The organism is Nocardioides astragali, from assembly GCF_024436375.1.
Taxonomy (GTDB): domain Bacteria; phylum Actinomycetota; class Actinomycetes; order Propionibacteriales; family Nocardioidaceae; genus Nocardioides; species Nocardioides astragali.
The window spans coordinates 500,358-525,996 of sequence record NZ_JAFMZM010000005.1 but is presented as its reverse complement, the minus strand read 5'-3'; the positions used below and the strand labels follow the sequence as shown (position 1 = coordinate 525,996).

General features: G+C 68.5%; 24 protein-coding genes. 14 read left to right on the top strand and 10 right to left on the bottom strand.

Annotated features, from left to right (window positions below; all coding sequences use genetic code 11):
• The first annotated feature begins 258 nt into the window (after positions 1 to 258).
• Positions 259 to 3,375 carry an NAD-glutamate dehydrogenase domain-containing protein gene (locus J3P44_RS19465; RefSeq protein ID WP_255892123.1) on the top strand — a complete coding sequence of 1,039 codons (3,117 nt, stop codon included), beginning with the start codon at positions 259 to 261 and terminating at the stop codon, positions 3,373 to 3,375.
• A 17-nt stretch (positions 3,376 to 3,392) separates the two neighbouring features.
• Here the strand turns inward: J3P44_RS19465 and J3P44_RS19460 are convergent, their stop codons facing one another.
• The 5 genes from J3P44_RS19460 to J3P44_RS19440 all read right to left on the bottom strand — a co-directional run bounded on the left by J3P44_RS19460 (position 3,393) and on the right by J3P44_RS19440 (position 7,218).
• On the bottom strand, positions 3,393 to 4,127 hold the full coding sequence (locus tag J3P44_RS19460; protein ID WP_255892122.1) for an SDR family NAD(P)-dependent oxidoreductase: 735 nt from the start codon (positions 4,125 to 4,127) through the stop codon (positions 3,393 to 3,395).
• Between the two features lie 82 nt (positions 4,128 to 4,209).
• Positions 4,210 to 5,316, bottom strand: coding sequence for an alanine racemase (locus tag J3P44_RS19455; RefSeq protein WP_255892121.1), 1,107 nt, complete (start codon positions 5,314 to 5,316; stop codon positions 4,210 to 4,212).
• A gap of 63 nt (positions 5,317 to 5,379) precedes the next feature.
• Positions 5,380 to 5,856 (bottom strand): RidA family protein, encoded by a 477-nt coding sequence (locus J3P44_RS19450; protein ID WP_255892120.1) that lies wholly within the window; start codon positions 5,854 to 5,856, stop codon positions 5,380 to 5,382.
• Positions 5,853 to 6,527, bottom strand: a complete 675-nt coding sequence (locus J3P44_RS19445) for a GntR family transcriptional regulator (RefSeq protein WP_255892119.1) — start codon at positions 6,525 to 6,527, stop codon at positions 5,853 to 5,855. Before J3P44_RS19445 ends, J3P44_RS19450 begins: the two co-directional genes overlap by 4 nt.
• A gap of 10 nt (positions 6,528 to 6,537) precedes the next feature.
• Positions 6,538 to 7,218: a haloacid dehalogenase type II gene (locus J3P44_RS19440; RefSeq protein WP_255892118.1), complete on the bottom strand. Its 681-nt coding sequence runs from the start codon at positions 7,216 to 7,218 to the stop codon at positions 6,538 to 6,540.
• Between the two features lie 144 nt (positions 7,219 to 7,362).
• Between J3P44_RS19440 and J3P44_RS19435 the strand changes: the two genes are divergently transcribed.
• Positions 7,363 to 8,640: an NAD(P)/FAD-dependent oxidoreductase gene (locus J3P44_RS19435; protein ID WP_255892117.1), complete on the top strand. Its 1,278-nt coding sequence runs from the start codon at positions 7,363 to 7,365 to the stop codon at positions 8,638 to 8,640.
• Positions 8,641 to 9,409: 769 nt separating this feature from the next.
• On the top strand, positions 9,410 to 9,886 hold the full coding sequence (locus tag J3P44_RS19430; protein ID WP_255892116.1) for a hypothetical protein: 477 nt from the start codon (positions 9,410 to 9,412) through the stop codon (positions 9,884 to 9,886).
• A 113-nt stretch (positions 9,887 to 9,999) separates the two neighbouring features.
• Here the strand turns inward: J3P44_RS19430 and J3P44_RS19425 are convergent, their stop codons facing one another.
• The 5 genes from J3P44_RS19425 to J3P44_RS19410 all read right to left on the bottom strand — a co-directional run bounded on the left by J3P44_RS19425 (position 10,000) and on the right by J3P44_RS19410 (position 14,166).
• Positions 10,000 to 10,350, bottom strand: a complete 351-nt coding sequence (locus tag J3P44_RS19425; RefSeq protein WP_255892115.1) for a hypothetical protein — start codon at positions 10,348 to 10,350, stop codon at positions 10,000 to 10,002.
• A 338-nt stretch (positions 10,351 to 10,688) separates the two neighbouring features.
• Entirely contained in the window at positions 10,689 to 10,805 is a 117-nt protein-coding gene (locus J3P44_RS25840; protein WP_372496656.1) for an ion channel, read from the bottom strand.
• A gap of 1,644 nt (positions 10,806 to 12,449) precedes the next feature.
• Entirely contained in the window at positions 12,450 to 13,043 is a 594-nt protein-coding gene (locus J3P44_RS19420) for an isochorismatase family protein (RefSeq protein WP_255892114.1), read from the bottom strand.
• Positions 13,044 to 13,274: 231 nt separating this feature from the next.
• A complete protein-coding gene (locus J3P44_RS19415) occupies positions 13,275 to 13,685 on the bottom strand; it encodes a VOC family protein (RefSeq protein WP_255892113.1) in 411 nt (136 codons plus the stop codon).
• A 277-nt stretch (positions 13,686 to 13,962) separates the two neighbouring features.
• The gene (locus tag J3P44_RS19410; protein WP_255892112.1) at positions 13,963 to 14,166 is read right to left on the bottom strand and encodes a cation transporter; all 204 of its coding nucleotides are present in this window, start codon (positions 14,164 to 14,166) and stop codon (positions 13,963 to 13,965) included.
• A gap of 517 nt (positions 14,167 to 14,683) precedes the next feature.
• On the opposite strand from J3P44_RS19410, the gene J3P44_RS19405 reads away from it, so the two are divergent.
• From J3P44_RS19405 to J3P44_RS19355, 11 genes are all read left to right on the top strand, one after another.
• Entirely contained in the window at positions 14,684 to 16,093 is a 1,410-nt protein-coding gene (locus J3P44_RS19405) for an alpha/beta hydrolase (RefSeq protein ID WP_255892133.1), read from the top strand.
• A gap of 144 nt (positions 16,094 to 16,237) precedes the next feature.
• The gene (locus J3P44_RS19400) at positions 16,238 to 16,468 is read left to right on the top strand and encodes a GNAT family protein (protein ID WP_255892135.1); all 231 of its coding nucleotides are present in this window, start codon (positions 16,238 to 16,240) and stop codon (positions 16,466 to 16,468) included.
• On the top strand, positions 16,371 to 16,793 hold the full coding sequence (locus J3P44_RS19395; RefSeq protein ID WP_255892111.1) for a GNAT family N-acetyltransferase: 423 nt from the start codon (positions 16,371 to 16,373) through the stop codon (positions 16,791 to 16,793). Before J3P44_RS19400 ends, J3P44_RS19395 begins: the two co-directional genes overlap by 98 nt.
• A gap of 62 nt (positions 16,794 to 16,855) precedes the next feature.
• The gene (locus tag J3P44_RS19390; protein ID WP_255892110.1) at positions 16,856 to 17,662 is read left to right on the top strand and encodes a hypothetical protein; all 807 of its coding nucleotides are present in this window, start codon (positions 16,856 to 16,858) and stop codon (positions 17,660 to 17,662) included.
• 13 nt (positions 17,663 to 17,675) lie between these two features.
• Positions 17,676 to 19,121, top strand: a complete 1,446-nt coding sequence (locus tag J3P44_RS19385; protein ID WP_255892109.1) for an MFS transporter — start codon at positions 17,676 to 17,678, stop codon at positions 19,119 to 19,121.
• A gap of 54 nt (positions 19,122 to 19,175) precedes the next feature.
• Entirely contained in the window at positions 19,176 to 19,379 is a 204-nt protein-coding gene (locus J3P44_RS19380) for a heavy-metal-associated domain-containing protein (protein ID WP_255892108.1), read from the top strand.
• Positions 19,380 to 19,514: 135 nt separating this feature from the next.
• On the top strand, positions 19,515 to 20,183 hold the full coding sequence (locus J3P44_RS19375; protein WP_255892107.1) for a cyclase family protein: 669 nt from the start codon (positions 19,515 to 19,517) through the stop codon (positions 20,181 to 20,183).
• Entirely contained in the window at positions 20,180 to 20,437 is a 258-nt protein-coding gene (locus J3P44_RS19370; protein ID WP_255892106.1) for a CBU_0592 family membrane protein, read from the top strand. The genes J3P44_RS19375 and J3P44_RS19370 overlap by 4 nt, the downstream gene beginning before the upstream one ends.
• A 90-nt stretch (positions 20,438 to 20,527) precedes the next feature.
• Positions 20,528 to 23,776, top strand: a complete 3,249-nt coding sequence (locus J3P44_RS19365; protein WP_255892105.1) for a heavy metal translocating P-type ATPase — start codon at positions 20,528 to 20,530, stop codon at positions 23,774 to 23,776.
• A 117-nt stretch (positions 23,777 to 23,893) separates the two neighbouring features.
• Positions 23,894 to 24,985, top strand: coding sequence for a flavin-containing monooxygenase (locus tag J3P44_RS19360; protein ID WP_255892104.1), 1,092 nt, complete (start codon positions 23,894 to 23,896; stop codon positions 24,983 to 24,985).
• Positions 24,982 to 25,620, top strand: coding sequence for a DUF3159 domain-containing protein (locus J3P44_RS19355; RefSeq protein WP_255892103.1), 639 nt, complete (start codon positions 24,982 to 24,984; stop codon positions 25,618 to 25,620). The genes J3P44_RS19360 and J3P44_RS19355 overlap by 4 nt, the downstream gene beginning before the upstream one ends.
• The last annotated feature ends 19 nt before the right edge of the window (positions 25,621 to 25,639 follow it).

Here is a 25,639-nt window from a genome sequence, read left to right as displayed (position 1 = left end):
GGTCGCCGACCAGCTTCTTGGTGATCGGCGTCATCGGCCAGCTGATCAACGTGCCGTAGCAGTCGAACGAGACGTACTTCGGACGGAACTGGGTCGCGCTCATATGGGTGGCCTCTCTGGGTGATCTCTCTCACAGGAGCGTACGATCGCTGACTTCATATTGTCAACAGTTAACGGTCAGTCGAGTCTCGGCGGGTTCGCCCAGACGCGCGTACGGTGTTCTCGAGGACCCCTCCCCAGCGCGACAGGAGGCATGCCATGGCTCCTCCAGACCCGGGATCCGCCCCTCGGCGTCCGCCCGAGGTGGAGTGGGACACGGTGGGGTCAGACCTGCGATGCCTCGTGCGGTGGCACGGGCAGCGCCCGCCCCTGTCACAGGTGCTGCCGCTCTTCGACCAGCTCAGCCTCCCCCTGGTGGATCACCGGCCTGAACCGACAGCAGACACCTTCGTCTTCTCCAGGCTCGACGATCCCTTGGCCGACGACGTGCTGCCCCTGCTCACCGAGGCCTTCGTCATGTCCTGGGAGGGCTTGGTCGACCGCGACGTGTTCGCCTCGCTGGTGGTGGCGGCCGAGCTGAGCGCGCGGCAGGTGCAACTCGTGCGCGCGGCGTACCAGTACCTGCAGCAGGGCGGGCTCGGCGCCAGCCGGCCCTACGTCCGCAGGATCCTGTCCCTCCACCGCGACTTCGTCCGACACTGGACAGAGGCGTTCGAGGCCCGTTTCGATCCCGACGGCGCGCTCCCGGCCGAGCACCACCTGGCGGAGCAGGCCGACGCGGCCGCGACCAGGGACGAGTTCCGGGTCCTGCACTGGTATGCCGGGCTGCTGGACGCTGTCACGCGGACGAGCTACTTCCGCCTCGATGCCGGCAGGCCCTCGTCCACGATCGTGCTGAAGGTCGACCCGAGCAGGGCGCCCTTCGTGACCGATCCGAGCGTCGTGGTCGAGACGTTCGTGCACCATCCGCGGGTCGAGGGTCTGCACGTGCGCTACGGGCGGGTGGCACGCGGCGGGCTTCGCTGGTCGGACCGGGCCGAGGATTATCGGGACGAGGTGCTCGCCCTCGCGAAGGCCCAGCAGGTCAAGAACTGCCTGATCGTCCCGGCCGGAGCGAAGGGCGCCTTCGTCGTGAAGGCCGAGCTCGCGGGCCTCGCGCCCGCTGCGGCGGCCGAGGAGGTGCGACGCAGCTACCGCCTGTTCGTCCGCGGCCTGCTCGACATCACCGACGACGTGGCCGCTCACGGCGTCGTCCACCCACCCGGAGTGCGGGTGACCGACGGCGCCGACCCCTACCTCGTGGTGGCCGCGGACAAGGGGACTGCGGCCTTCTCCGACCTCGCGAACGCCGAGTCCGCCCACGCCGGCTACTGGCTGGACGACGCCTTCGCCTCCGGAGGGTCCACCGGCTTCAACCACAAGCTGCTCGGGGTGACGGCCCGCGGCGCATGGGTCGCCGTCCGGCGCCACTTCACCGAGATCGGCATCGACCCGGACCGGCACGAGTTCACAGCCGTCGGCATCGGGGACATGTCCGGCGACGTCTTCGGCAACGGCATGCTCCTCTCGGACAAGGTGCGCCTCGTCGCGGCCTTCGACCACCGGCACGTCTTCCTGGACCCGGCTCCCGATCCCGCCGCGTCGTACGCCGAGCGGACCCGGCTCGCCGCCGAGCCGGGGTCGTCCTGGGCGGACTACGACCCGGCGCTCATCTCTCGCGGTGGAGGAGTCTTTCCCAAGGCCGGTCGCTCGGTCCCGCTGTCTCCTGAAGCCCAGATGGTGCTCGGGCTCGATGTCGGCCACCTCGCCACCGACGAGCTCGTCCAGGCCGTCCTCCGGGCACCGGTCGACCTGCTGTGGAACGGAGGCATCGGCACCTACGTGCGAGCCTCGCACGAGCTCGACGCCGACGTGGCCGACCGGGGCAACGACCGCGTCCGGGTCACGGCGGGCCAGCTGCGGTGCAAGGTCGTCGGAGAAGGCGGCAACCTGGGGCTCACGCAGGCGGCCCGGATCGAGTACTCGCTCGCCGGTGGGCGCGTGAACGCGGACTTCATCGACAACGCCGCGGGGGTCAACACCTCCGACCGGGAGGTCAACCTCAAGATCCTCCTCTCCTCCGCCGAGCAGTCCGGACTGATCGACCGCGGCGAGCGCAACCGCATCCTGGAGACCTGCGCGCCATCGGTCGTGCGCGAGGTGCTCGCCGACAACGAGGACCAAGCCCTGGCGATCAGCGTTGCCGAGGGCTACGGGGTGACCGTGCTGGACCGGCACGACCAGGTCATCCGCAACCTCGAGGAGCACGGACTCGATCGCACCCGCGAACGGCTCCCGGACGCCGAGGAGATCGAGCGACGGCGAACGGCGGGCCGGGGCCTCACCCGACCCGAGATCGCGGTCATCCTCGCCCACACCAAGAACCTCCTCCACGGACTCCTCCTCGAGGGCGCCATCCCGGACGACCCCGGCGTCGAGGACATGCTGGTGCGCTACTTCCCCAGTGCGCTCCGGGAGCGGTTCGCCGAGCAGATCTCCGCCCATCAGCTCGGCCGCGACATCATCGCGACCAGGTTGACGAACCACCTCCTCGACCGCGTCGGCCCAGGCTTCGTCTACCGGATCGAGGACCGGACCGGGACCGACACCGACACGGCCATCCGCTCGATCCTGGTGGTCAGGGACCTGCTGGGGCTCGACGAGCTGTGGGACGGGTTGGCGCCCTACCCCGTCGCGCCGACGATCCCGATCAGGCAGGCGTTGGAGAGGGTGCTCGACTACAACGCCTCCTGGCTGGTGCGGCGCAAGAGCACGCTCGGCACCATCCAGCACGAGGTCGCGCTCTTCGCCGACTCCGTCTCCGACCTGCGCCGGCACCTGTCTGCCGGATCACCGCGGGGATCGGGTGCGCCCCTCGACGAAGCGCTCGACCAGCTGGCGCGACTCGGCGCCCCGGACGCGCTCGTGGCCGGCTGCCGCGCCGTGACACGCATGCACGCCGCTTTGGGGCTGTCGTCCGCCGCCGCGGAGAGCGGCCTGGGCGGGGTCGACCTCGAGCGTGCCTACGCCGCGATCGGGGACACCGTGGGCCTCGCCTGGCTCTACGCCGCCATCCCGGCCAGCTCCGCCGACCCGCACTGGGTGCAGCTGGCCAAGGCGTCGCTCCGCGACGAGCTGGCTGCCCTGACGGTGGCACTCGCCACCGACGTCGTTCGAGCGGGTGGCGTCGACCTCTGGGAGACCCGGCACCAGGACGCCCTGACCCGCGCACGTACGGCGTACGCGGGCCTGGCCGGCAGCGGCGACGTGGACGTCGCGAAGCTGACCGTGGGCGTGCAGGTGCTGCGCGACCTCGGTCATGCGGTCGGAGCCTGACCCGACGGCCCTCCCGCTCAGAAGGCGGTGTAACCCCCGTCGACCGGGAGGACCGCCCCGGTGACGTAGGACGACTCGGACGAGGCGAGGAACAAGATGGCGTCCGCGATCTCCTCCGGCGTGGCGAGGCGTTGCAAGGGGATCTGTCCTTCGCGCTCGCGGCGGTGCGCCTCCGGATCCGGCCTGCGCTGGAAGGACGCCTCGATGATGGGGGTGGCGGTCAGACCGGGCGCGACCACGTTGACGCGGATGTTGCGTGGGGCCCACTCGATCGCCGCGCCCTTCGCGAGCATGATCAGGCCTCCCTTGGCCGCCGAGTAGAGCACCTCCTCCGGCTTGCCGACCATGCCGAGCCGCGATCCGACGCAGACGAAAGAGCCGCCCGAGGCGGGCATCAGCGGCGCGAAGTGCTTCATCACGAGGAAGGAGCTGAGCAGGTTGCTGTGGAGCACGTTCTTCGCGTCCTCGTACGCCATCTCCATCAGCGGGCTGCTCACCTGCAGTCCGTGGTTGAGGACCACCACGTCGATGGAGCCGTAGGACTCAGCGGCCTGGCGGGCGAGCTCGGCGACGAACGCCTCGTCGTTGAGGTCTCCCGGGACGTAGAGGTCGTCGGCCTGGGCGCTGTCGAGCTGGTCCCTGCGACCGGTGAGGAGCAGGCGCGCGCCCTCACGTCGGAAGTGGGAGCTCACCGCCTCGCCGATGCCGCTGCTGGCGCCGGTGACCAGCGCTGTCACCTTCTCGAGTCTCATCTCAGCTTCTCCTGGGCGGTTGTGGACTGGTGTTGTGGGCGGTGTTGTGGGCTGGATTCGTACGCAGGGGTGGGTGGGCTCATCAGCTGAGGAGCCCACGGGCGGCGACCGGCCACCGCTGCACCGACGTGCCCTCGGAGTCGGTCACGACCAGCTCCTCGAAGCTGTTCACCACGGGGCACACGTGGTTGGGCACCACCGGGACCACGGTGCCGACGGCGGGTCGGTGCTCGCCGGCGGGAACGGTGAGGAACCCGTGGTACTCGTTGAGCTTGGCCAGGACGGCCTTCGAGCCGGCGACTCCGCCGTAGCCCTTCTCCGGGTTGCCCTCGCGACCGAGGGCCTTGGTGCCGACGTCGAGGATGGCCTGGTCGGGGACCCAGTCGCTGACCACCGTCGCAGCGACGAAGAGCGCGATCTGGTCCTCCGTGCACGCACCCAGCCGCGTGTTGTCGAGGTCGCAGAAGACGTACTCCCCCGGACGGATCTCGGTGACCACGCTGCCGATGGAGAACGCGACCGTGGGCGTCGAGCCCGCGCTGACCACCCCGGCCGTGATGCCGACATCGGCGAAGCTGCGTACGGCCGCGGTCAGCGCGGCCTGCTGGTCCTGCGCGGCCAGCTCACGAGAACCCGGACCCGCGCTGCCGTGTCCCGGATAGGTGTAGACCCCGACCGGCACCAGTCCGCGCTTGCGGGCCGCGCGTGCGACGTCTCCCGCGGCTTCGGGCGGCGCGCCGGAGCGACGGGCGCCGCAGTCGACCTCGACCACGACCTCGAGCCGGTCCGGCTCCTCCCCCATCGCGTCAGCGAGCGCCTCCACGGACGCGAGGTTGTCCACGCCGACCCGGAGTCGGGTGGTCTCGGCCAGCTGCCGGATCCGCCTCCCCTTCGTGCCCGAGGGCCAGAGCGGATAGGCGAGGAAGATGTCGTCGAACCCGGCTGCCGCGAAGACCTCCGCCTCCCCCACGTTGCCGGCGGTGATCCCCACCGCCCCCGCCGCGACCTGGAGCCGCCCGATCTCCACGCACTTGTGCGTCTTGACGTGAGGTCGTACGTCCAGGCCGTGCTCGGTGGCGAAGGCCTGCATGCGGTCGATGTTGCGTCGCATCACGTCCGCCAGGACGATCGGCACGGGGGTGTCCACCCGGTCGACCAGGCGGTCGAGCACTCGTTGAAGCCGGTGCACGTTTGCTCCTCGGTGTCGAAATGGGTTGGGTTGAAGCTTCGGGTCGCGAGCTGGTGAGCGGTCCTACGCAGCCGTGCAGATCATCTGGATCTCCACAGGAGTGTTCAGGGGCAGCCCCGCGACACCGATCGCGGTGCGGGCGTGCCGCCCGTTCTCGCCGAGCACGTCGATGAGGAGCTCACTGGCCGCGTTGGCGACCTTCGACTGCAGACCGAAGTCCGGCGCGCTGGCCACGAAGACCAGCATCTGCACGATCCGGACCCGGTTCAGATCGCCCACCGCCTCCACAGCGGCGGCGAGGCAGTTCAGCACGGCGTGACGCGCGAGCTCCCGCGCCGTCTCCAGATCGACATCGCGGCCAACAACCCCTTGCCCTAGCAGCACACCATCCTTGAAGGGCAGCTGGCCAGAGATGTGAATGCTCGAGTCCACGGCCCGGTGGTCCACGTAGTACGGGTTGTCCGCAAGGCTGGGAAGGTCCAGACCGAGAGCCTGGAGGCGACGCAGCGCCGAGCCGGTCTCCAGATGGATCTCACTCATCTGTCCTCAGCCCCTTCCGCGGCCGCTCTGCCCTTCAGCGCCGATGGGAAGTGCACGGCGATCTCGCGCTGGAAGCCCTCGACGTCGCCGGCCAGCACGTGCGTGACGACGCCCTCGTGCTCGCGGGCGATGTCGTGCACGTTGCTGTAGGAGCGATGGTCGGCGGCGAGGTAGAGACGCAGCTTGCTCTCCCACCCGTTCCAGAGGTTCTGCAGGACGCTGTGGCCCGAGAAGTCGTAGAAGAGCGCGTGGAAGCGCAGGTGCGCGTCGATGCTGGCCGGGATGTCGTTGTCCTTGGTGGCCCTGTCGAGGTCCTCGACCGTCTGCATCAGGAGCGACCTGTGCTCACCGCGCAGCGCCTCCATCGAGAGCTCGCCGGCATAGGGCTCGACACGGAGCCGGATCGAGGCGATCTCCGCGACGTCCTGCGCGCTCACCTCCACCACGAACGCCCCGCGGAAGGGGACCTTCACGACCAGGCCCTCCTCCTCGAGCCTGGTCAGTGCTTCCCGCAGAGGCGACCGGCTGATGCCGAGGTCCGCCGCGATGTGCGCCTCGCGCAGCTGACCGCCCGGCGGCACAATGCCATCGAGGATGGCCGCACGCAGCACGCGGTAGACCCCGTCCGGGGTGGTCGTGCGTTGCTCGTGCCACTGGAAGGTGGTGTCCATCACCGCGTCCTCAGGGACGCGGCAGGCCGAAGAGCACCGGCAGGTCGGCGATGTCGGTGATCCGCTCGTAGCCGAGCCAGTGCTCGTCGTGCTCGAAACCACGGTCGACGTACACCTTGTTCTCGATCCCCATGACCGCCGCGGGGCGATGGTCGTACATCGGGCTCGCGGAGACGTGCACGAGCTCGTCCGGCGTCACACCGAGCTTGTCGAAGAGGTACTCGAACGCGCCGAGCCGCGGCTTGTACATGCCCATCTGCTCGGCGCTGATGATGACCTCGAACGGTGCCTGGAGGTTCGCCGCGAGGCGCTCGGCGTGCGCGGTGTCGCTGTTCGTGATGATCACCAACGGGACCGCCTCGGCAAGGCGGTTGAGCGCCGCGGTGACACCCGGGTACGGGCCCCAGGTGGGGACGATCTCGTAGACCGCCCGTGCGTCGGCCGCGCGGAACTCGACGCCGACCCGCCGCGAGGCGCGTTCCATCGAGTCGGCGACGATCTGGTGGAACGGCTTGTACTCCCCCGTGCACTCGTCGATGCGGTAGGCCTTGCAGGCCCGCAGGTAGTCGTCGGCGATCTCGGCCGGCAGTCGGTCGCCCAGGACCTCGCGGATCGCGTCGTTGATGGCGAACTTGATCAGCGTGCCGTTCATGTCGAACGTGACGAACTTCGGCGTGAAGTCGAATCCCATGAGTTTCTCCCGGTGGCGTGAAGCTGCTCTTGTCGATTGTCGACCATACGTGTAGCGTCGTTGACTGTCAACAATCTTCCTTCGGTCGCGTAGCCTATTTCCCGCGGCCGTGCGCCGCCCTCCACCTCGACTGAGGAGTCCGACATGAAGTTCACGTCCTACTGGCTCGACACCGCACCCACGGGCTCCCCCGAGCGCTCGACCACGACCGTGGAGGGACACACCGACGTGGCCGTCATCGGCGGTGGGCTGACCGGTGTGGTGGCGGCCCTGCACCTCGCCCGTGGCGGAGCGAAGGTCGCGCTGTTCGAGCAGGACACGGTCGGGTTCGGCGCGTCAGGTCGCAACGGCGGCATGGCGACCACCGGCATGTCGATCGGCATCCGGGACGCCGTGGACAAGATGGGGTTCGAGAAGGCGGCGTCGCTCTACCGCACGTACGGCCAAGGGATCGACCTGATCGAGAAGCTCGTCACGGACGAAGGCATCGACTGTCACTTCGCGCGCCCCGGCAAGCTGATCCTGGCCTCCAAGCCGGCGCACGTGCAGGGGTTCGAGAAGACCGCCGACCTGCTCAACACGCGCTTGGGAGGGGACCTGCAGCTGGTCCCCCGGAGCGAGCTGCGTCGCGAGATCGGCTCGGACGCCTTCCACGGCGGAATGGTCGACTCGAAGAGCGCCAGCCTCCACGTCGGGAAGTACATCCGGGGGCTCGGCGAAGCCGCAGAGCGCGCCGGCGTGACGATCCACGAGCACGCGCCGGTGCAGAACCTGACCAAGGTCGGCTCCGGCCACGAGCTCGAGACCCCTCGGGGCCGGATCCGGGCCAACCAGGTGCTCCTGGCCACGGGCGCCTACACGCGCCGTCCCTTCCGGTGGCACCAGGTCCGCATCGCCCCTGTCGGCAGCTTCATCATCGCCACCGAGCCGCTCGACGAGAGCGTGTGCGACGACCTGCTGCCCACGCGGCGGGTGGCCTCGGACTCCAAGAACCTCCTGAACTACTTCCGCATCACCCCGGACAACCGCCTGCTCTTCGGCGGCCGAGCACGCTTCGCGATGTCCAACCCGCAGTCCGACGAGAAGAGCGGCACCATCCTACGCGACGCCATGGTCCACGTCTTCCCGCAGCTGTCCGACGCCAGGATCGACTACTGCTGGGGAGGCCTGGTCGACATGACCCTCGACCGGATGGTCAAGGCCGGCCAGCACGACGGCGTGTACTACTCAATGGGCTACGCCGGACACGGAGTCCAGATGGCCACGTTGATGGGCCGTCAGATGGCCGAGTACATGTCGGGTGCTCCCGAGGCCAACATCTGGCGCGACTTCGAGTTCCGGCGCATCCCCGGACACTTCGGTCCCCCGTGGTTCCTGCCCTTCGCCGGCGCCTACTACAAGTTCAAGGACCGCGTGGGCTAGTCCCGTCGCGGAGTCCTATGAAGGTGCTCGGACCTCGGCCACCACCGGCGCGCCGACCCGACCATCGCCGTGCTCGCGGGAAGCGCCTACGACGACTCGGTCGGGTCGTTCGTGCGTCCGACGGTCCTGGGCCTCACGCAGCTCCGTGCTCGCGTCATGCTCAATGGAGGTCGCGGCGCTGTCCGCGCCGGCGCCGCACTGCTGGCGTCGACTCGGTGCTGCGTCACCGTGGGCAGGAGGAGATCGTGAGATCCGGCGAACGCCAAGCAAAACGGCCCGTGATCTGCGTTTCGCGCAGGTCACGGGCCGTTCTCTCTGCTCCCCCGGTTGGACTCGAACCAACAACCCTCCGATGCCGCCGCGAGTACGATGAGCGTTTGACGCGAGTTGACGCTCTATGCCGATAAACGCCACCTGACCTGGGCAAACGCTGCCGTCTAGTGCTGTCGCGCTGACACTGGTTGACAGCCCTTGACATAGTTTCTGGCCTGTTTTTGGACACCCTCAAGTCTGCGCCGCGAATCGCACCTCCTCGTCGTGTGCGTGCGCCTGCCTGAAGGTGCTGGCCACGCGGGTCAACCACGTCCTTAGTCCGGTTTCCAGGGCCATCCACAGGTCGCCTCGGCGCGATAAGAGATTGGACGGGTGATGTCAGGAGGAAGGTCGAAGGAGATTTGAACCAGCGACCCCTGGCCTTCAGCGGGCGCGCTGTCCCGGCGAGCTTTGTGACCGTACTCGCCAGCACGTGCTCTGACCTGTCTGGACGCTGATGGCACTGAGGCCAGGGGTCGGCAAGGCGCTCCTCACCACCCACGTGCTCACATCCGTCGGCTGGGTAGGTGCGGTGCTGATCTACCTTGCCCTCGGCATCGCAGCCGTCACCAGCACCGACACCGCCCTGGTGCGCGCCGCGTACCTGGCGATGGACTGGGCAGCATGGGTTGTCCTCGTTCCACTTGCCGTCGCTTCGCTGGTCACCGGCGTCGTCCAGTCGCTCGTCACGAGGTGGGGTCTCATGCGGCACTACTGGGTCATCTTCAAGCTCGCCATCACTGTCGTCGCCACTACCGTCCTCGTCGCGTACACCGGCACCCTCGATCAGTTCGCCAGCATCGCGACCGAGGACCGTTCACGGGCCAGCACCTGCGGTTGCTGCGTAGCTCGTCCGTCATCGTCCACTCCGCCGGAGCGCTCCTCCTGCTATTCGCCGCCACCCTGCTCGCGGTCTACAAGCCGTCCGGGGTGACCCGCAGAGGACACCGCCTCCGCCAAAGCGCCCGGCCCATCAGCTGACCCACTGGCTGCGGAAACGACGGTGCACCGTTTGACCACTGCCCTCCTCGCATTCAAAGAAGACGCTCAGACGGTGGACTTTCCTCGCGGGTTCTCGCGTCCGGTGACTCGGTCGATGAACGTGTTCGTGTCCAGGCCGGGTTCCACCGTCAGTGCAGCCTGCGTGAGGCGGTAGAGGTTGGCCAGGGTGTCACGCCCGCTCTGACTGAGCTGGCCGACGTACCCGACCGTGACGTGGTGTGCCAAGCGAGCTCCCGGCTTGTTGGCGAACACCGCGGCGTAAGCGCTGCTGTGCTTGGACAAGTCGCGGATGCCCTGCTGGACAAGGCCTGCGAGCACATGGTCGTCAGGAGTCAGCGGGACCGCGTCGGCCGACGTGTGGCTCAACGGCTGAGTCTCGGGGTAAAAGGTGCTCATCGGGTCCTCCTTTGCGGGTCAGGACTCTGACGCTAGGGACGACCACTGTTCGGCACCTGTCGGTTCGCTGTCTGGCAATCAGCGGCACTGGCCGCGCGCCTGCCGGCCGCGCCGGACGTGCACGGACGGCCTTCATTACCGCCCCTCAGAATGAGTCCCACTGAGAACTCGGCGGTTCGCGCCCGCGCCTCGACTCTGCGCCACGAGTTTTACCCGCCGGGCGTTCCGTCCACTGCTCTGGAAGCGGCTATGTATCTTCCCGGTCAGGAGCGACGTGCGTGACGAACCAAGCGGCCACGGCGGCCGTCACGGCACCGATACTGGGATTCCGACCAGCATCAGGGCGACCGCCACGCGGCCTGTCGTCGTGACGGGGAAAAGTCGCCATAGCCGACCGTCGTGACGGTTGTGGCGTCCCACCACGGTGCGTCGCCGAAGTTGTGATGTTCACCCAGTGAGCGTCCTGCTCGGCGTCGAGGGCTGCGACGGCTCCCAGGCCGACGGACATGAGCGCCACTCCTCCGACATACGTCGAAATCCTACCGACCAACGTCCCGGCGGCCGTCCGCTGGAGCACTCGTGCGAAAGCAAGCAATCGCAGCAGCCTCAGCGGCCGCAACATCGGCAGCGCGATCAGTGCGACGTCGTACCAGTGAGAAAGCACGTAGTGACCCCGGTGGTCGGCGAGGTGGCGAAGTCGACAATGAACAAAGCCCACACGGTCCAGCTGGCAACTGTGAGGGCTCCACGCAGGTCGGGTGACACCCGCGGGTTGATCACAGGCCAGGCATAGGCCACGCGGAATGCCACCGCGAGAAGGAGCAAGGGAACCTCGGCCCGTCGCTCCCAGCGCTCCACGGGAGCCATGCGGCGCCGCCTACGGGCCGGACCGCGATCAGGATGATTCCAGCGCCTTGGAGTGCCGTGGCATCCCGCGACCAAGAGACCCGCGAAGACAGCTCGACTCTCTGACGACCAGTCACCCGAACCCGCCGCAACGTCAGAGCCGGCGGACTGACTCAGCTCCTAATTGCGAGGGCCGGCGGCCCTATCTTCCGCCAAGCATCACTTGTTCGTAACGGAGAGCGGGGTCCGACGCGAGGCGGATCGCCGCAGATCGTGTGTACCTCCGCCGCTCGGGGACGAAGTCGCCGGTTCGCGGGCGGTGGCGTCGAGTGGTGTGCGTGTTCATTGTTCCTCCAGATAGGAGATGGGTCGCTGCTTCTTGCAGCGAGGAACGGAGAGCCCCAGACGTATCCAGTGAGCCCGGGCTCAGTAGGCGGCGCGGAAGGGCGCTACCTGCGCCCGGCCACACCGAGGGCAGTGGGCTCGCCGGACGTGCTCGAGGTCCTGCCCACACCAGCAAGTCGGGGTGACGCCACCGTGGCGACCTGGGCGCGGTCGCGTGACGACCGGGGCTGCCTGGATTGTCTGCATCGTTCTCACCGCCGCTGATCTGGATGGCCTTGTTGCCATGAGATGACCCTCGATCAGGCGCCTTGCCTTCGACTGTCCGGCGGCTTTCCGTCTCGGCGAGGTGCCAGCCAGCCGCAAGACAGTCGAATGAGTCGGCTGGCCACGACTGTGACGGAGGAGCCGCGAGTCCGGTGCGGCCGGCCCTGCTGGGCCACTCGGACGGCAGAATTCCTAGAGGTCCAGCTTGCGACCAGCCGCAGCCTGCCCGGCCGAGGCTTCCTGTCATACGTCGGCTGCGGCGAGGACTCAGTGCGGACTGGGCGAAGGGGGGCGCGCCACGTCGTCCGGGTCGTCGCCGTCGCGGGCCACGCCGTTCAAACCATGCCACGCGCCCGAAGCCCCCCAACGACCTCGTTTGGTCTGGAATGACGTTGCTGGGCGACAGTGGACGCGATGCCGAACGATCGAACCCTGAGCTGGCGCGCCCGGGCATGGCGCGCGCCGATCGAAAGCGCGGGCAGGATCATCGAGGGGGTGACGCCGCGTTCTGCGGACCATCATGGGGACGCCGAGTATCAGTGCGGCTGATCGCTTGGGGTCGGACAGGTGAAGCGGGTCGCGTCCGTATCCAAGAAGCGCGTTGATTCACCAGTCCGTTGGACGGGCACACGTTTGTGGTGCTGTCAGCCGACCTGCGAGTGGAGGGCGGCAAGGACCTGCTCGGTGTCGACGACCGTCGCGAACTGGTCGTGCAGATTGGTCGCCGTCGCCTTCGCCAGTTCCTCAGCTGTCATGCACGTTCCGTCCGGACCCACCCGGTCGAACGTGTGGGTGGCGTCCAGGGCGAACCAGACGATGAAGCCGAGGTTCTCCCCGACGCGCGCCGTCGTCTCGCAGCAATGGTTCGTCGTGATCCCGGCGATCACCACAGAGCGCAGTGCGCGGGCATGGAGCCAGGAGCTCAGGTCCGGGTCTCCGTGAAAGCTGGAGTGGACGGTCTTGGTCACCACCAGGTCGGGTGTGTGGTCGAGCAGATAGGGCTTGAGCGCAGTCCCCGGGTTGCTCGCGTGGAAGACGCTGTCCGGGTTGGCCGACTCGTGCCGCACATACACGAATGGTCGGCCGGCGTCTGCAAACGCCGCCACAAGCGTGGCGATGTTGGCATCGCACGCAGGGTTGTTGCGCGGTCCCCAACGCGGATCGTCGAACGCTACCTGTGCGTCGATAACCACGAGGGCCACCGCGTCACCCAGTCGAATGTCGCCTGAGAGTTCCACGGGTCTCCTTCGTACGAGTGCTCCCTGCGTCGGAGCAGCGGGTCGTGACCAGATGCTCGCCGGACGCGCTGTCTCGGGGCTGTCAGACCGCTGTCGCGTCCGGCGGCGCGCGTCAGCGCGAGTTGTGCTGAGGACTCCAACCGGTTGGGTAGCCGCCACGGACCGACGACGGGATCCTGCAGGTCTCGTTGCGCGTGCGACAAAGAGCGCTCTCGTGACCCAGAGCAGTGGTCAGGCGAGTTCCTCGAAGATGGTGATCTGAAGTTCACCTGGTCCTTCGAGTCTGGCGTTGAGCGAGTCCCACGGCGTTCTCGTCGGGCGTGCCAAGAGGTTCGCGCCGGCGGCGGTGAGTTCTGATGTGACACCGGCTGCATCGGCGACTTCGAACGCGACACGAAGGGGAGGGCTCACGTGGCGGCCAACCTCGACCTTGTCGATCATGCCGACTTGTGCGGGGTTGGAGATCTCGAGGGTGGCTCTGCCGACATCGAGGATCGTGACCTTCTCGTCGTTGTCCCCGTGTACCTGCAACTTTTCCCGAGCCCCCAGGACATCGCGATAGAAGGCGACTGCTTCGTCGTAGTCCGTGGCTTCGACGACCAGACGCATCTGCAGGACGCGCTGCCGCTGTCCGTCGCTCATGTGGGGTGCTCCTCTACTTCTGCGGGAACGTAGGCATCGACACGTATGGGGGGTAGAGCTTGGTCCAGGTGAATGGAACGTTGCTGAAGTCGCCCGCGGAGTAACCGTTGTGCGAGTGGGTGGTGCGACCGGAATAGGTGCCGGTCTCCTCTTCGATCATCATCTCTGTCACCGCCTTGGTCTAGTGGCTGAACTGTGATCAGCCTGCGGCGGCGCCCTGTCGCTGGCCTGTCCCGCTCCTGTCTCCTGCCGAAGAGGCGGAACCGGGCCTGGATGGCTACTGGATTCGGGCGACGTACGTCGTGCCCTTGAAAGCAGCCAGCACGTCCGCATCTGACATCGACCCGGCCAGCCGCACCGTGTTGGTCGAGATGTCGGCCACGACGGTGGTCACCCCCGGGACATCCCGCAGGCGGCTGGTCACCTCACGCACGCAGCGTCGGCAGCCCATGCCCTGGACCCACAATCTCAGGTCTCTCATGGCGCGCTCCTCTCTGGGTTCATTCTGAACACGACAACCGTGCGTCATCGGCCTGTCCCAACGCTGTCCGAAAGCCGGCGCTGACGTGGTCGCCTTCGCACCCTCGGAAGCAGGTGCCTAAGTGGCGCCGGTGTGGGCCCGGCATTCGCCGTCTGGTCGCCACCGCACGGTGGCGACCGCGGTCGTCGCGGCCAGACCGAGGGCGGAGCTGGTCGGGTAGTTGGTGGAAGTGATGCCGGCCGGGAGGCAGTTCTACAGGGTGCCCTCCTGGGTCTGGCTGGCTCCCTGACCACCCCTGCAGTCTCGCTTGCTGTCCGGCGGGACACCCGCGATGAGCGTCACCATGTTCGGTGACGCCGCGCCCGCGACCTGAGGCCGCGCCGCGTTCCGGGCTCTGGCGGAAGCGGACAGCGGCCGGACAGACCGAGGCAAGGCCGCCCGCTGAACCTGGGACCTCACCGGCGCCCCGGAGCATCCGACGCCTGCAGCACCGATACAGGCGAAGGACGTGCTCGAGATGGCTGCTTCACCACTGACCGAAGGGGTCGACCGGAGGACCCAGCGCGACGTGACCCCTTCGGCACATCGCGGCCGGGAGACCCCTCGCCGTCGTGAGCCGAGGGGACGCCTTGGCCGGATCGTTGCCGGTTCCCTGGCGTCCGGCCTTCTGGCCGCGCTGCTCCTCGCTGCTGTGCCGTTCATTGCGCCCGAACCGAGCGAGCTCACCGGGGCGGTGCTCTGCGGCTTCGCTGTGGGGTGGGCAACGCTGGGGATGCTGTCTGTCCGGTTCACCGATCAGCCGCAGCCGTGGGCGTGGGCTCCGGCGAAGTTGATGGGTCTCGGCGGGCTCATGCTCATCGCCTTTGGTTCAGGTGCGGACGACGTTCTTCGCTGGGTGTGGCCTGCGGCCATGCTCGCACTCGCGGTGTGGATGGTGGTGCGCATCCGTCAAGACATGGGCAGTCGGTTCGGGCGATGGCTCCTCTACCCGGTGGTCGTTCTTCTCGCTGTCGTCTCGGTCGGGGCCGGCACGGAAACGGTTCGTTCCCAAACGGAGATGGACTACGAGATGCCGGGCAAGCTCATCGACTTGGGAGGACACCGCCTGCACCTTCACTGCACGGGCTCCGGCAGTCCCACCGTTGTGCTGGAGCCGGGCGCGGGCATGTCGTCGTCAACGACGGGTTGGATTGCACCTGTCGTCGCCCGCGACACTCGCGTCTGCGTCTATGACCGCGCGGGGCGGGGATGGAGCGACCCCGCCAAGACAACACAGGACGCCAGCCAGATCGCCACGGATCTGCACACGCTGCTGGAGCGCGGGAATGTGCCTGGCCCATACGTGCTGGCGGGGCACTCGTTCGGGGGGCTCTACGCGCTCACCTACACCGACCTGTACCCGCACGAGGTGGCCGGCATGGTGCTGATCGACTCCACGGCACCGGTATCGGCCCCGATCCCGCCGAAGTCACCCGCCAGCTCCTACGCCCCGATGAGCCGCCTGTCAGCACTGGTCTCGGCCACCGCGCGTGTCGGTCTGATGCGCCTCGTCGTCAGCCTTGAGGACGCAACCTTGCCGTCTCGCTCGGAGGCCGAGGTGCGCGCGAGCCTCGCGACGACCAAGCACCTCCGCAGCACGATCGACGAGTACCTCCAAGGGGGCACCTCGGCCAAGGAAGCCGCCGCGCTCACCTCGTTCGCCGACAACCCGCTGTACGTGCTGACCGCCGGCGAAGGCAGCCCCCCGGGCTGGATGCCGGAGCAGGACAAGCTGGCCACCCTCTCGACCAACAGCGTCCACCGCGTCATCGAGGGCGCCGCCCACGCCGACTTCCTCGTCGATGAACGAGCCGCAGCGGCTACGAGCCAGGCGATCCTCGATGTCATTGCCTCGGTGCGCACCGGCGAGCCGCTCGGGAGTGGATGAGCTGACTCGGGTCGCACCGACAGCACCGCGCGACAGCGCTGGGACAGGCGATCGGCGGATCGTTCCCTCCACGTACGAAGAGCGATCTCGAAGTGCGACCCTCCCTAACGCGCTTTGGCGCACAACCAAGGAGCGATCAGAACAATGACCGAACTGCCCCTTCCGGCGCGACGACTCAGCGACTCGGTTGTCGCGTTGCGCCCTTGGCGGACGACGGACCTGCCGGACAACCTGATGCAGTACCAGGACCCGCTGATTCAGGAGTTCTCCTGGACCCATGCGACTCCGTACACAGAGGAAGACGCACGCGCCTACTTCATGGCTCAGGAGCAGGGGCGGCTGCGCGGCGAGCACGGTGGACTTTGCCCTCACTGATCCAGCCGACGACCAAGCCGTCCTAGGTGGTTTGTCCCTCTACGACATCCACGACGGGCGCGGCGCGGTCGGGTACTGGCGCGCGGCGCACGCCCGGGGACGAGGTGTGGCTACCGGCGCCGTTCGACTGGCTGCCGCTCACGCCTTCGACCAACTCGGCCTTGCTCGGCTCGAGCTGACATGTGGCCCGGACAACCATGCCTCCCAGTGGCTGGCCGAACGCTGCAGTTTCACCGAGGAGGGAGTCCTGCGCTCCCACATCAGCTTCAAGGAAGGGCGTCGCGACACCGTGATGTTCAGCCTGCTGCCTGACGAAGCTCGCTGAGCACCCTTCCAGAACAGGGGGGCGACAGTCGGCGGACAGTGCCCCCGAGCAGATTCACGGCCATGAACTCCCAAGACTCCCGCGACGGCGAAGCCCCGCAAGGCCGACCGGCTCCCAACCCGGCCCTGATGTCGGCCCTGACCACCGAGCACTACACGCTTCAGTCGTCCCGGTCCTCGACCATCGTCGAGGCGAACGGCCGCAGCCAGCTGTTCCTGTCGGCTGTCAGCGGCGCGACCGTCGCGCTGGCGTTGGTCGCACAGCTTGACACCATGGGCGACACCTTCCTGGTGTTCGCCTTCACCATCCTGCCGGCGCTGCTCGCGCTGGGGCTGACCAGCTACATCCGGCTTGCTGACCTCGCAGTTCATGACGCGTACTACGCCAGGGCCATCGGGCGGATCCGCAGCTTCTACCTCACCATCGAGCCCGAGGCCCGGCAGTACTGGTTGATCAGCGCCGGCGACGACGCCCACGCTGTGATGCGTCAGGCGGGACAGCGCCACAAGCGTTGGCATCACCTCTCCCACGCGGCGACGGCCGTCGCTGCCGTCCTGGCCATCTTGGCGGGGGTCCTCGCCGGGCTCGCGGTGCAGACGCTGGCCGCTCCAGGCATGGCATGGGCCGTTGCCGCTGGCTTTCTCGCCTTCGCCGGGGTCATCGCTGCCCTGCTCATCGACCAGAAGCGGCGTTGGAGCCGCTCCGCCGACCAGGAGCCTTGCAGGTTCCTGCCCGACGGCACGCCTGTGGGCGAGTCCGTGCCGGCCACCAGCACCGACCAGGTGCCGGATTGGAACAGGTCCTGGACAGCGCCTGAACAGGCGACACCACAAACCTTCCACCCAGCAGCCGACCGGCTGCTCGTCTGAAAGAGAGGCAACGATGTCTTCAACCGCTTCCACTGCGGGGTCCCCGAGCAGCCGGCGTTGGCTGGCCCTCGGCCTCATCGCCGCAGCTCAGTTCATGGTCATCATGGACACGTCCATCATCGGCGTGGCCTTGCCAAAGATGCAGGCTGACCTGGGTTTCAGCCCGCAAGACCTCAGCTGGGTGTTCAACGCCTACGTCGTGGCCTTCGGGGGTCTGCTGCTGCTTGGCGGCCGGCTCTCCGACCTCTACGGCGCCCGTCGCATGTTCAGCCTCGGCTGGATCATCCTGGCGGCCGGGTCACTCCTGGCCGGCTTCGCCGGCAGCGTCGGAGTCGAGCTCGCCGGCCGCGCTGTTCAGGGCGTTGGCTCAGCGTTGATCGCACCGGCGGCACTCACCTTGCTGTTCATGACCTTCGGGGCGAACCCGAAGGAGCTGACCAAGGCGCTGGCCCTCTACGGGGCTGCCGCGCCCGCCGGCGGAACCGCCGGCGTGTTCCTAGGCGGTGTCCTCACCGAGTACGCGAGCTGGCCCTGGGTGTTCTTCATCAACGTGCCGCTCGCGATCGCGGTCGTGGTCCTCACGCCCATGGCCATGCCGGCTGGCGCGATCCGCCGCGGTTCGATCGACGTCGGTGGAGCGGTCACCGCGACCGCGGGCCTCGCGGCCCTGGTGTTCGCTGTGGTGCGTGCACCGGAGGTCGGCTGGGGCTCGTCCTCCACGCTTCTCATCGGTGCATCCGGTGTCGCCCTGCTCGCCGTGTTCGTGCTCCTGCAGGCCCGGGTGTCCGCACCCTTGATGCGTCTCGGGATCTTCCGCGCACCCAACCTGGCTGCGGCCAACCTCGCCCAGTTCCTGCTGGGGGCAGCGTGGATCCCGATGTTCTTCTTCATCAACCTCTACCTGCAGCAGGTCATCGGCCTGGGCGCCTTCGAAAGTGGCGCGGCCCTTCTTCCGCTGACCGTCACGATCATGGTCGGGATGATTTTCGCCGCTCCGAAGCTCATCGAGCGCTTCGGTCCCAAGACGATGACCGTCACGGGCCTCGCCGCACTGGCAGCCGGACTCGTCTGGCTGTCTCTCGTCCGGCCTGACGGGACGTTCACCGTCGACGTGCTCCCCGCCACGCTCGTCACGGCCGCTGGCATGGCGATGGCCTTCATCCCCTCGCTGGGCACCGCGCTGTCCGCAGCTGCGCCCGAGGAAGGCGGTCTCGCCGCCGGGATCGTCAACACCAGCTACCAGATCGGCTCGGCCCTCGGCCTGGCCGCCATGACCGCGGTCGCCGCCGCGGCCGGCGCGAACCAGCTCGGTGACGCGGTCGCCATCACGGACGGGTTCTCGGCCGGCCTGCTCGGAGCTGCTGGCATCGCGCTCGCGGGTGCGCTGCTCTCCGGCGTCCTCCTCAGAGGCCAGCCCGCCGCCGCGCCCACCGAGTCCGCCGAGCGCGTCAACGCCTGACCCCAACTGAAACAAGCTGCCGGGACCGTCCCGGTCCAACGAAAGGAACAACCCATGTGCACCGAGACCTACTCCGTCGTCGGAATGACCTGCGACCACTGCGCCCGTTCCGTCACAGCCGAAGTAGGCGCCCTCCCCGGGGTGACCGATGTTCACGTGGACCTCGCCTCCGGCCGGGTCACCGTGGCCTCCGAGGGCCTGAACCCCGACCAGGTTCGTAAGGCGGTCGAGGAGGCCGGCTACACCCTGGCCCCCTGAACCCCGTGCTCCGGTGGGTGTGAACCGCCGATCGGAGCGCGGACTCCACGAGAGAGCCGTGCCGGCAACAAGCCGGCACGGCTCCGTGGCGCGATCAGACAGACGAAGACTCCCGACTCCATGAAAGCAACAGACATGACCACGATCATCGACCTGAGCCACCCCATCCACTCCGGTCTCCAGACCCACCCGGGACTCCCGGCCCCCACCACAACACCGTTCCGCACGCGCGAGGACTACCGCGCCGCCTCCGGAACGGAGTTCCAGATCGACCAGGTCACCATGGTGGGCAACACCGGCACCTACTTGGACAGCCCGTTCCACCGGTTCGCCGACGGCGGCGACCTCGCCAGCGTCCCGTTGGCGTCCGTCGCCGACCTGCCCACCGTCGTCCTCGACGTACGCCACCACCGTGCGGTGGCACTCGAGTCCCTCTCGGGGCTTCAGCACGAGGACCTCACCGGTGCCGCCGTTCTGCTGCACACCGGCGGCGATCGACACTGGGGCACCGACGCCTACTCGGAGCAAGCGCCGTTCCTGACCGCGGAGGGCGCCGAGTGGCTCGCCCAACGTCAGCCCGCCATGGTCGGGATCGACTCGGTCAACATCGACGACCTCGACGACCAGAGCAGGCCCGCCCACACCGCCCTACTCGCCGCCGGCGTGCTGGTTCTCGAGCACCTCACCGCCCTGGGAGACCTTCCAGCGCGCGGCACCCGTCTGCACGCGGCCCCTCCGGCCTGGCGTGGCGTGGGAACCTGGCCGGTCCGCGCGTACGCCCTGGTTCCCGGTGCCGGGCGGTGATCCAGCTGTCGATCGAGCTCGCCGGATGGCTGGGGGCTGGAACTCTCCTGAGCGCCTACGTCCTCGTCTCGTCGGGGCACCTGAGTGCCCGGGGCCGCGGCTTCCAGCTTCTCAACGTGGCCGGCGCCGTGGGCCTGGTCGTGAATGGGGCGTGGCACCACGCGTGGCCCTCGGTAGGACTGAACGTCGTATGGATCGCTGTCGGAGTCGCGGCCATGGGACGGGTGCGGAGACCGGAGTCCACCGAGCTCTGAACCCGGGCGAGGTGCACACCAGCCGGACAGCGACAGGACAGCACCGGTGAACAGGCTTCCTCCAGATGCCAGTCCAACCTGGAGGAATCCATGTCAACGAACACCATCACCGAGGCCGAGACCGCCACGGAGGTCTGCACATTCGACATCGGCGGCATGACGTGCGCGTCCTGCGTCGGCCGCATCGAGAAGGCCCTGCTGAAGCTCGACGGCGTCGCAGATGCACGGGTGAACCTCGCCACCGAGGTCGCCTCCATCACCTATCAGCCCGAGCGCATCGAGATCGACGCGCTCACCGCGGCCGTTACCAAGGCCGGCTACACCGCGACCCCGCGGCACGGTGGCGACGGCCCCGCCGCCGCTCCTGCTACAGACGGCGTCGGCGAGCGCGACCGCGACCACGAGCTCTCGAGGATGAAGCGGAAGTGGCAGGTCGCCCTGGGGGTCGGTCTCGGCCTGATGGGGCTCATGTACGTCCCGCTCTACATCGACACCATGGACTGGCTGATGCCGGCGATCTTCGTGGTCGCCACGGTGGTCCAGTTCTGGGCGGGCAAAGACATCTACGCCTCAGCCTGGGCCGCGGCCAAGCACCGCTCCACCAACATGACCACGCTGGTCGCACTCGGAACCGGAGTCGCGTACGGCTACAGCACGTTCGTGACCCTCTGGCCCGGCCTGGCGGAGTCCTGGGGACTTCCGCTGCACGTCTACTACGAGACCTCGCTGATCATCGTGGCCCTCGTGCTGGCCGGCAAGTGGATGGAAGCGCGCGCCAAGAAGCGCACCGCCGAGGCGGTCACAGCCCTGGTGGGGCTCGCGCCCAAGACCGCCCGGGTACTGCGCGGTGAGATCGAGAGCGACATCCCGATCGACGAGGTCGTCGTCGGGGACATCGTCCGCATCCGACCCGGCGAGAAGGTGCCGGTCGACGGGGTCGTCACCAATGGCACCAGCAGCGTCGACGAGAGCATGCTCACCGGTGAGAGCTTCCCGGTCGAGAAGACCAACGGCGACACCGTCATCGGCGCGACCATCAACACCACGGGCACCCTGCTGATCCGCACCACCGCCGTCGGCGACGACACGGCACTTGCCCAGATCATCCGCCTGGTCGAGGACGCCCAGGGCTCCAAGGTCCCCCTGCAGCGACTCGCCGACAAGGTCTCCTCGATCTTCGTGCCCGCCGTCATCCTCACAGCGGCCGCCACGTTCGTGCTCTGGGCCGTCTTCGGTCCCCAGACCGAGAACCTCACCATGGCGATCACGACCACCATCGCGGTCCTGATCATCGCCTGCCCGTGCGCCCTCGGCCTGGCCACCCCGACCGCCATCATGGTCGGCACCGGGCGCGCCGCCGAGCTGGGCATCCTGATCTCGAACGGCGAGGCGCTCGAGCAGGCACAGCGGCTCACCGCCGTGGTCCTCGACAAGACCGGGACGATCACCCAGGGCCGTCCTGCCATGACCGGTATCAGCACGGTAGGCACGTGGGACGAGAGCGACATCCTCGCGCTCGTCGCCGCGGCCGAGACCGGCAGCGAGCACCCGGTCGGCCAAGCCATCGTCGAGCACTCCCGGTCACGGGGCCTCGAGCTGCCCGCCCTCGACGGGTTCGAGGCGGTGCCGGGTCACGGCCTAGAGGCGACGGTCCGCGGCCACGCGATCCTGGTCGGGAACCAGAAGATGATGGACCGGGGGTCGATCGACGTCTCCGAGCTGACCGGCGTGGCCCAGTCCGCCGCCTCGCGAGGTGCCTCGCCGATGTACGTCGCCATCGACGGCGCAGCCGCGGCCGTGATCACCGTTGCCGACACCGTCAAGGCGGAGTCCGCCGAAGCCATCGCACAGATGGAGGCACTGGGCCTGGAGGTCTGGATGATCACCGGCGACAACGCAGCCACCGCGCACGCGGTCGCCGCCCAGGTGGGCATCACGCACGTGCTCGCCGACGTGCTTCCCGCCGAGAAGGCCGCGAAGGTGGCACAGCTGCAGGAGCAGGGCCACGTCGTGGCGATGGCCGGCGACGGCATCAACGACGCCGCCGCCCTCGCCCAGGCGGACCTCGGGATCGCCATCGGCACGGGCGCCGACGTGGCCATCGCCGCCTCCGACGTCACCCTCATCGGTGGCGACCTGCGCGGCATCGTCTCCGCTATCGCCCTCTCCCGGCGCACCGTCACGACGATGAAGCAGGGGCTCGCCTGGGCCTTCGGCTACAACGTGCTTCTGATCCCGGTGGCGGCCGGTGCGCTCTACGGCTGGGACAGGCTGATGCTGGACCCGGTGCTCGCCTCCGCGGCCATGGTCATGAGCTCGGTCAGCGTCCTGAGCAACGCGCTGCGGCTGCGGCGGTTCCGCCGGCCCGCATCGATTGAGGAGATCCTGCACCCGCCGCTGCGGACCAGGGTCGGCCAGTACGCCTACCTGACCGGTGTTGCCGTCCTGGCGCTGGCCATCGGAGGAGGGTTGACGGCCGTGAGCCGGATGGACTTCGCCGAGCGCGGCATGAACGGGCAGCTCGCCTGGATCCAGACGACGGGCATGCCGATGCGCCCGGCGATGAGCGTCATGATGACCACCGACGCACCCCCGGCTGAGGCGGCCGAGGCAGGATTCGACGTGCAGCTGCACGTCCCGGACGACACCCGCGCCGGGAGCCCGACCACCGTGACCGCAACGGTCCTGGACGCCGAGACCGGCGAGCCCGTCGAGGACCTGTCCCGCAGCCACGAGGCGTGGATGCACCTGATCGCCACGAGGGAGGACCTCGGCAGCTTCGCCCACGTCCATCCCGAGCCCACAGGACGCGCCGGTGAGCTGGCCGTCGAGGTGACCTTCCCGACCGCCGGCCGATACATCATCAACACCGAGTTCCGGCAGCGCGGCGAGATGCGTGACGTGCACCAGCGGCAGCTCATCACCGTTCGCGGGACCTCGCCCACTCCGATCTCCCTGCAGGCTGGTCCGAGGTCCACGGTCGTCGACGGAGTCGAGGTCGAGTTGGGTGGCGAAGCCCGTGTCGGGGCCGCGAGCGACCTGCACTTCGAGTTCACCGACGCTGCCACCGATCGCCCGATCGACGACCTGCAGCCGTTCTTGGCCGCGGCTGGCCATGTGGTGGTCATGAGGGCGGACGGCGCGACCTTCGCCCACGAGCACGCCGAGGTCGAGGACGAGCGCGGGCGGCCTGTGTTCGCGGTCCCCGGTCAGACCTTCGGACCAGAGCTCGACGTGCACGCCACGTTCGACGCCCCAGGGATCTACCAGCTGTGGGGACAGTTCCGTCTCGCCGACGGAGAGGTCCTGACCGTGCCCTTCACGGTCGAAGCGCACTGACAGCCACGGTTGCCGGCCCGCCTCGGCGCGGGCCGGCGGCGACCTCTCCCAAAACACGGCTTCACCCCTTTCGCACCACCTCTTCCACACCATCCCTTCGACACCCGAGGAGCAACCATGACCAACGTTGACGTCGTCGTCATCGGCGCCGGTCAGGCCGGACTCGCCGCCAGCCACGCACTGATGGACACGGGCCTGAGCCACGTCGTGCTCGAGGCCGGCGAGGCAGTCGGCGGATCGTGGCCGCACTACTACGACTCGCTCACCCTCTTCTCCCCGGCTCGCTACTGCGAGCTGCCTGGGCTCCAGATGCCCGGCGATCGGGATCGGTATCCCACCAGGGACGAGGCAGTGGCCTACCTCCGGCGCTACGCCGAGCACTTCGAGCTGCCGATCCGCACCCGTTCCCGGGTTGTGGGCGTCCGCCCGACCGCTGGGAACCTGTGGGAGGTGGAGCTCGCCAGCGGGGAGACCGTGCAGACCCGCGCGGTGATCGCCGCGACCGGCAGCTTCGAGCGTCCCCACCGGCCGCAGCTGCGTGGTCAGGATCGATACGGCGGCCGGCTGATGCACGTGTCGGAGTACCGACGCCCGGCGGAGTTCGTCGGCCAGCGGATCGTGGTCGTGGGTGCAGGGAACTCCGGGGTCCAGGTGGCCGTCGAACTCTCCGAGGTCGCGGACGTCACCCTGGCCACCCGTGCCCCCGTCTCCTTCCGGCCGCAGCGACCGCTGGGCATCGACGTGCACTACTGGGTGGCGAGGTCCGGCGTGGACCGACTGCCGCTCGGGCGACGCGCTGGCTCGTCTGTCGGCGTGCTGGACGCGGGCCACTACGCAGCGGCGATCGCCGCCGGCCGGCCGGACAGGCGCGAGATGTTCTTCGGGCTCACTCCCGACGGGGTCGAGTGGTGGGAGGGACCGCGCGAGCGCGTGGACACCGTCATCCTCGCAACCGGCTACCGGCCCTCACTGGACTACCTGCCCACGGCGGCCTTCGCCGCGGACGGCTATCCCCTGCACCGCCGAGGAGTCAGCACGGCACTGCCGCGGCTGGGGTACGTCGGGCTTCCCGGCCAGACGAGCCTCCCCTCGTCCATGCTGCGCGGGGTCGGGCGGGACGCCGAGAAGGTGGTCCGCCACCTTCGGCGGGAGCTGCGCACCCCGCTGCCCCTTCGCCTCGAGCGGCCGCTCGCGGAGGTGAGGTCGTGACCGAGGTGGACGCCACACGGGGCTCCGCAATTCACCCGGCGGTGGCCAAGATCATCGGAGGCAAGCGGGGGATCATCGACGGGGGGCTGCCCCCCATTGTCTTCGTCGCGACCAACGCACTCAGCGGACTTGCGACGGACCGGTCCACTTCCCTGACCGTGGCGGCATCGGCCGCCGTAGGGGTCGCCGCCGTGCTGGTGCTGATTCGCCTCGTACGACGCGAGTCGCTCAAGCAGGCTGCCCAGGGACTCGCCGGGCTCGCGATAGCCGTGGGCTTCGCAGTCTGGTCCGGTGAAGCGAGGGACTTCTTCCTCCCCGGCATGTACGTCGACGCCGTATACGGCATCGCGTTCGCGGCCTCGGTGCTGGTGGGCTGGCCACTCGTCGGAGTCATCTACGGCCTGTTGTTCCAGACAGGCAGCTCCTGGCGTCACGACCGACGGCTACGGCGGATCTTCACCGTCGCGACTCTCGCATGGTCCGCCGTGTACGCGCTGCGGACCGGTGTCCAGCTCGCCTTCTACGGCGCCGACCGCCCCGAGCTATTGGCGGTGGGCAAGCTGCTCCTGGGCTGGCCGCTGACCGTCATGGTGGTTGGGCTGACCCTGGCCGCGGTCAGACGGGCAGAACGCTGAGCCATTTTCTCTACGCGGG

What these genes read in the sequence shown, in the direction of transcription:
- J3P44_RS19450 (WP_255892120.1), bottom strand. Translation starts at nt 5,856, where the DNA reads ATGAGTGAGATCCATCTGGAGACCGGCTCGGCGCTGCGTCGCCTCCAG.
- J3P44_RS19440 (WP_255892118.1), bottom strand. Translation starts at nt 7,218, where the DNA reads ATGGGATTCGACTTCACGCCGAAGTTCGTCACGTTCGACATGAACGGC.
- J3P44_RS19430 (WP_255892116.1), top strand. Translation starts at nt 9,410, where the DNA reads ATGGCACTGAGGCCAGGGGTCGGCAAGGCGCTCCTCACCACCCACGTG.
- J3P44_RS19360 (WP_255892104.1), top strand. Translation starts at nt 23,894, where the DNA reads ATGACCAACGTTGACGTCGTCGTCATCGGCGCCGGTCAGGCCGGACTC.
- J3P44_RS19380 (WP_255892108.1), top strand. Translation starts at nt 19,176, where the DNA reads ATGTGCACCGAGACCTACTCCGTCGTCGGAATGACCTGCGACCACTGC.
- J3P44_RS19410 (WP_255892112.1), bottom strand. Translation starts at nt 14,166, where the DNA reads ATGAGAGACCTGAGATTGTGGGTCCAGGGCATGGGCTGCCGACGCTGC.
- J3P44_RS19460 (WP_255892122.1), bottom strand. Translation starts at nt 4,127, where the DNA reads ATGAGACTCGAGAAGGTGACAGCGCTGGTCACCGGCGCCAGCAGCGGC.
- J3P44_RS19435 (WP_255892117.1), top strand. Translation starts at nt 7,363, where the DNA reads ATGAAGTTCACGTCCTACTGGCTCGACACCGCACCCACGGGCTCCCCC.
- J3P44_RS19425 (WP_255892115.1), bottom strand. Translation starts at nt 10,350, where the DNA reads ATGAGCACCTTTTACCCCGAGACTCAGCCGTTGAGCCACACGTCGGCC.
- J3P44_RS19445 (WP_255892119.1), bottom strand. Translation starts at nt 6,527, where the DNA reads ATGGACACCACCTTCCAGTGGCACGAGCAACGCACGACCACCCCGGAC.
- J3P44_RS19415 (WP_255892113.1), bottom strand. Translation starts at nt 13,685, where the DNA reads ATGAGCGACGGACAGCGGCAGCGCGTCCTGCAGATGCGTCTGGTCGTC.
- J3P44_RS19400 (WP_255892135.1), top strand. Translation starts at nt 16,238, where the DNA reads ATGACCGAACTGCCCCTTCCGGCGCGACGACTCAGCGACTCGGTTGTC.
- J3P44_RS19390 (WP_255892110.1), top strand. Translation starts at nt 16,856, where the DNA reads ATGAACTCCCAAGACTCCCGCGACGGCGAAGCCCCGCAAGGCCGACCG.
- J3P44_RS19375 (WP_255892107.1), top strand. Translation starts at nt 19,515, where the DNA reads ATGACCACGATCATCGACCTGAGCCACCCCATCCACTCCGGTCTCCAG.
- J3P44_RS19395 (WP_255892111.1), top strand. Translation starts at nt 16,371, where the DNA reads ATGCGACTCCGTACACAGAGGAAGACGCACGCGCCTACTTCATGGCTC.
- J3P44_RS19465 (WP_255892123.1), top strand. Translation starts at nt 259, where the DNA reads ATGGCTCCTCCAGACCCGGGATCCGCCCCTCGGCGTCCGCCCGAGGTG.
- J3P44_RS19385 (WP_255892109.1), top strand. Translation starts at nt 17,676, where the DNA reads ATGTCTTCAACCGCTTCCACTGCGGGGTCCCCGAGCAGCCGGCGTTGG.
- J3P44_RS19365 (WP_255892105.1), top strand. Translation starts at nt 20,528, where the DNA reads ATGTCAACGAACACCATCACCGAGGCCGAGACCGCCACGGAGGTCTGC.
- J3P44_RS19405 (WP_255892133.1), top strand. Translation starts at nt 14,684, where the DNA reads ATGGCTGCTTCACCACTGACCGAAGGGGTCGACCGGAGGACCCAGCGC.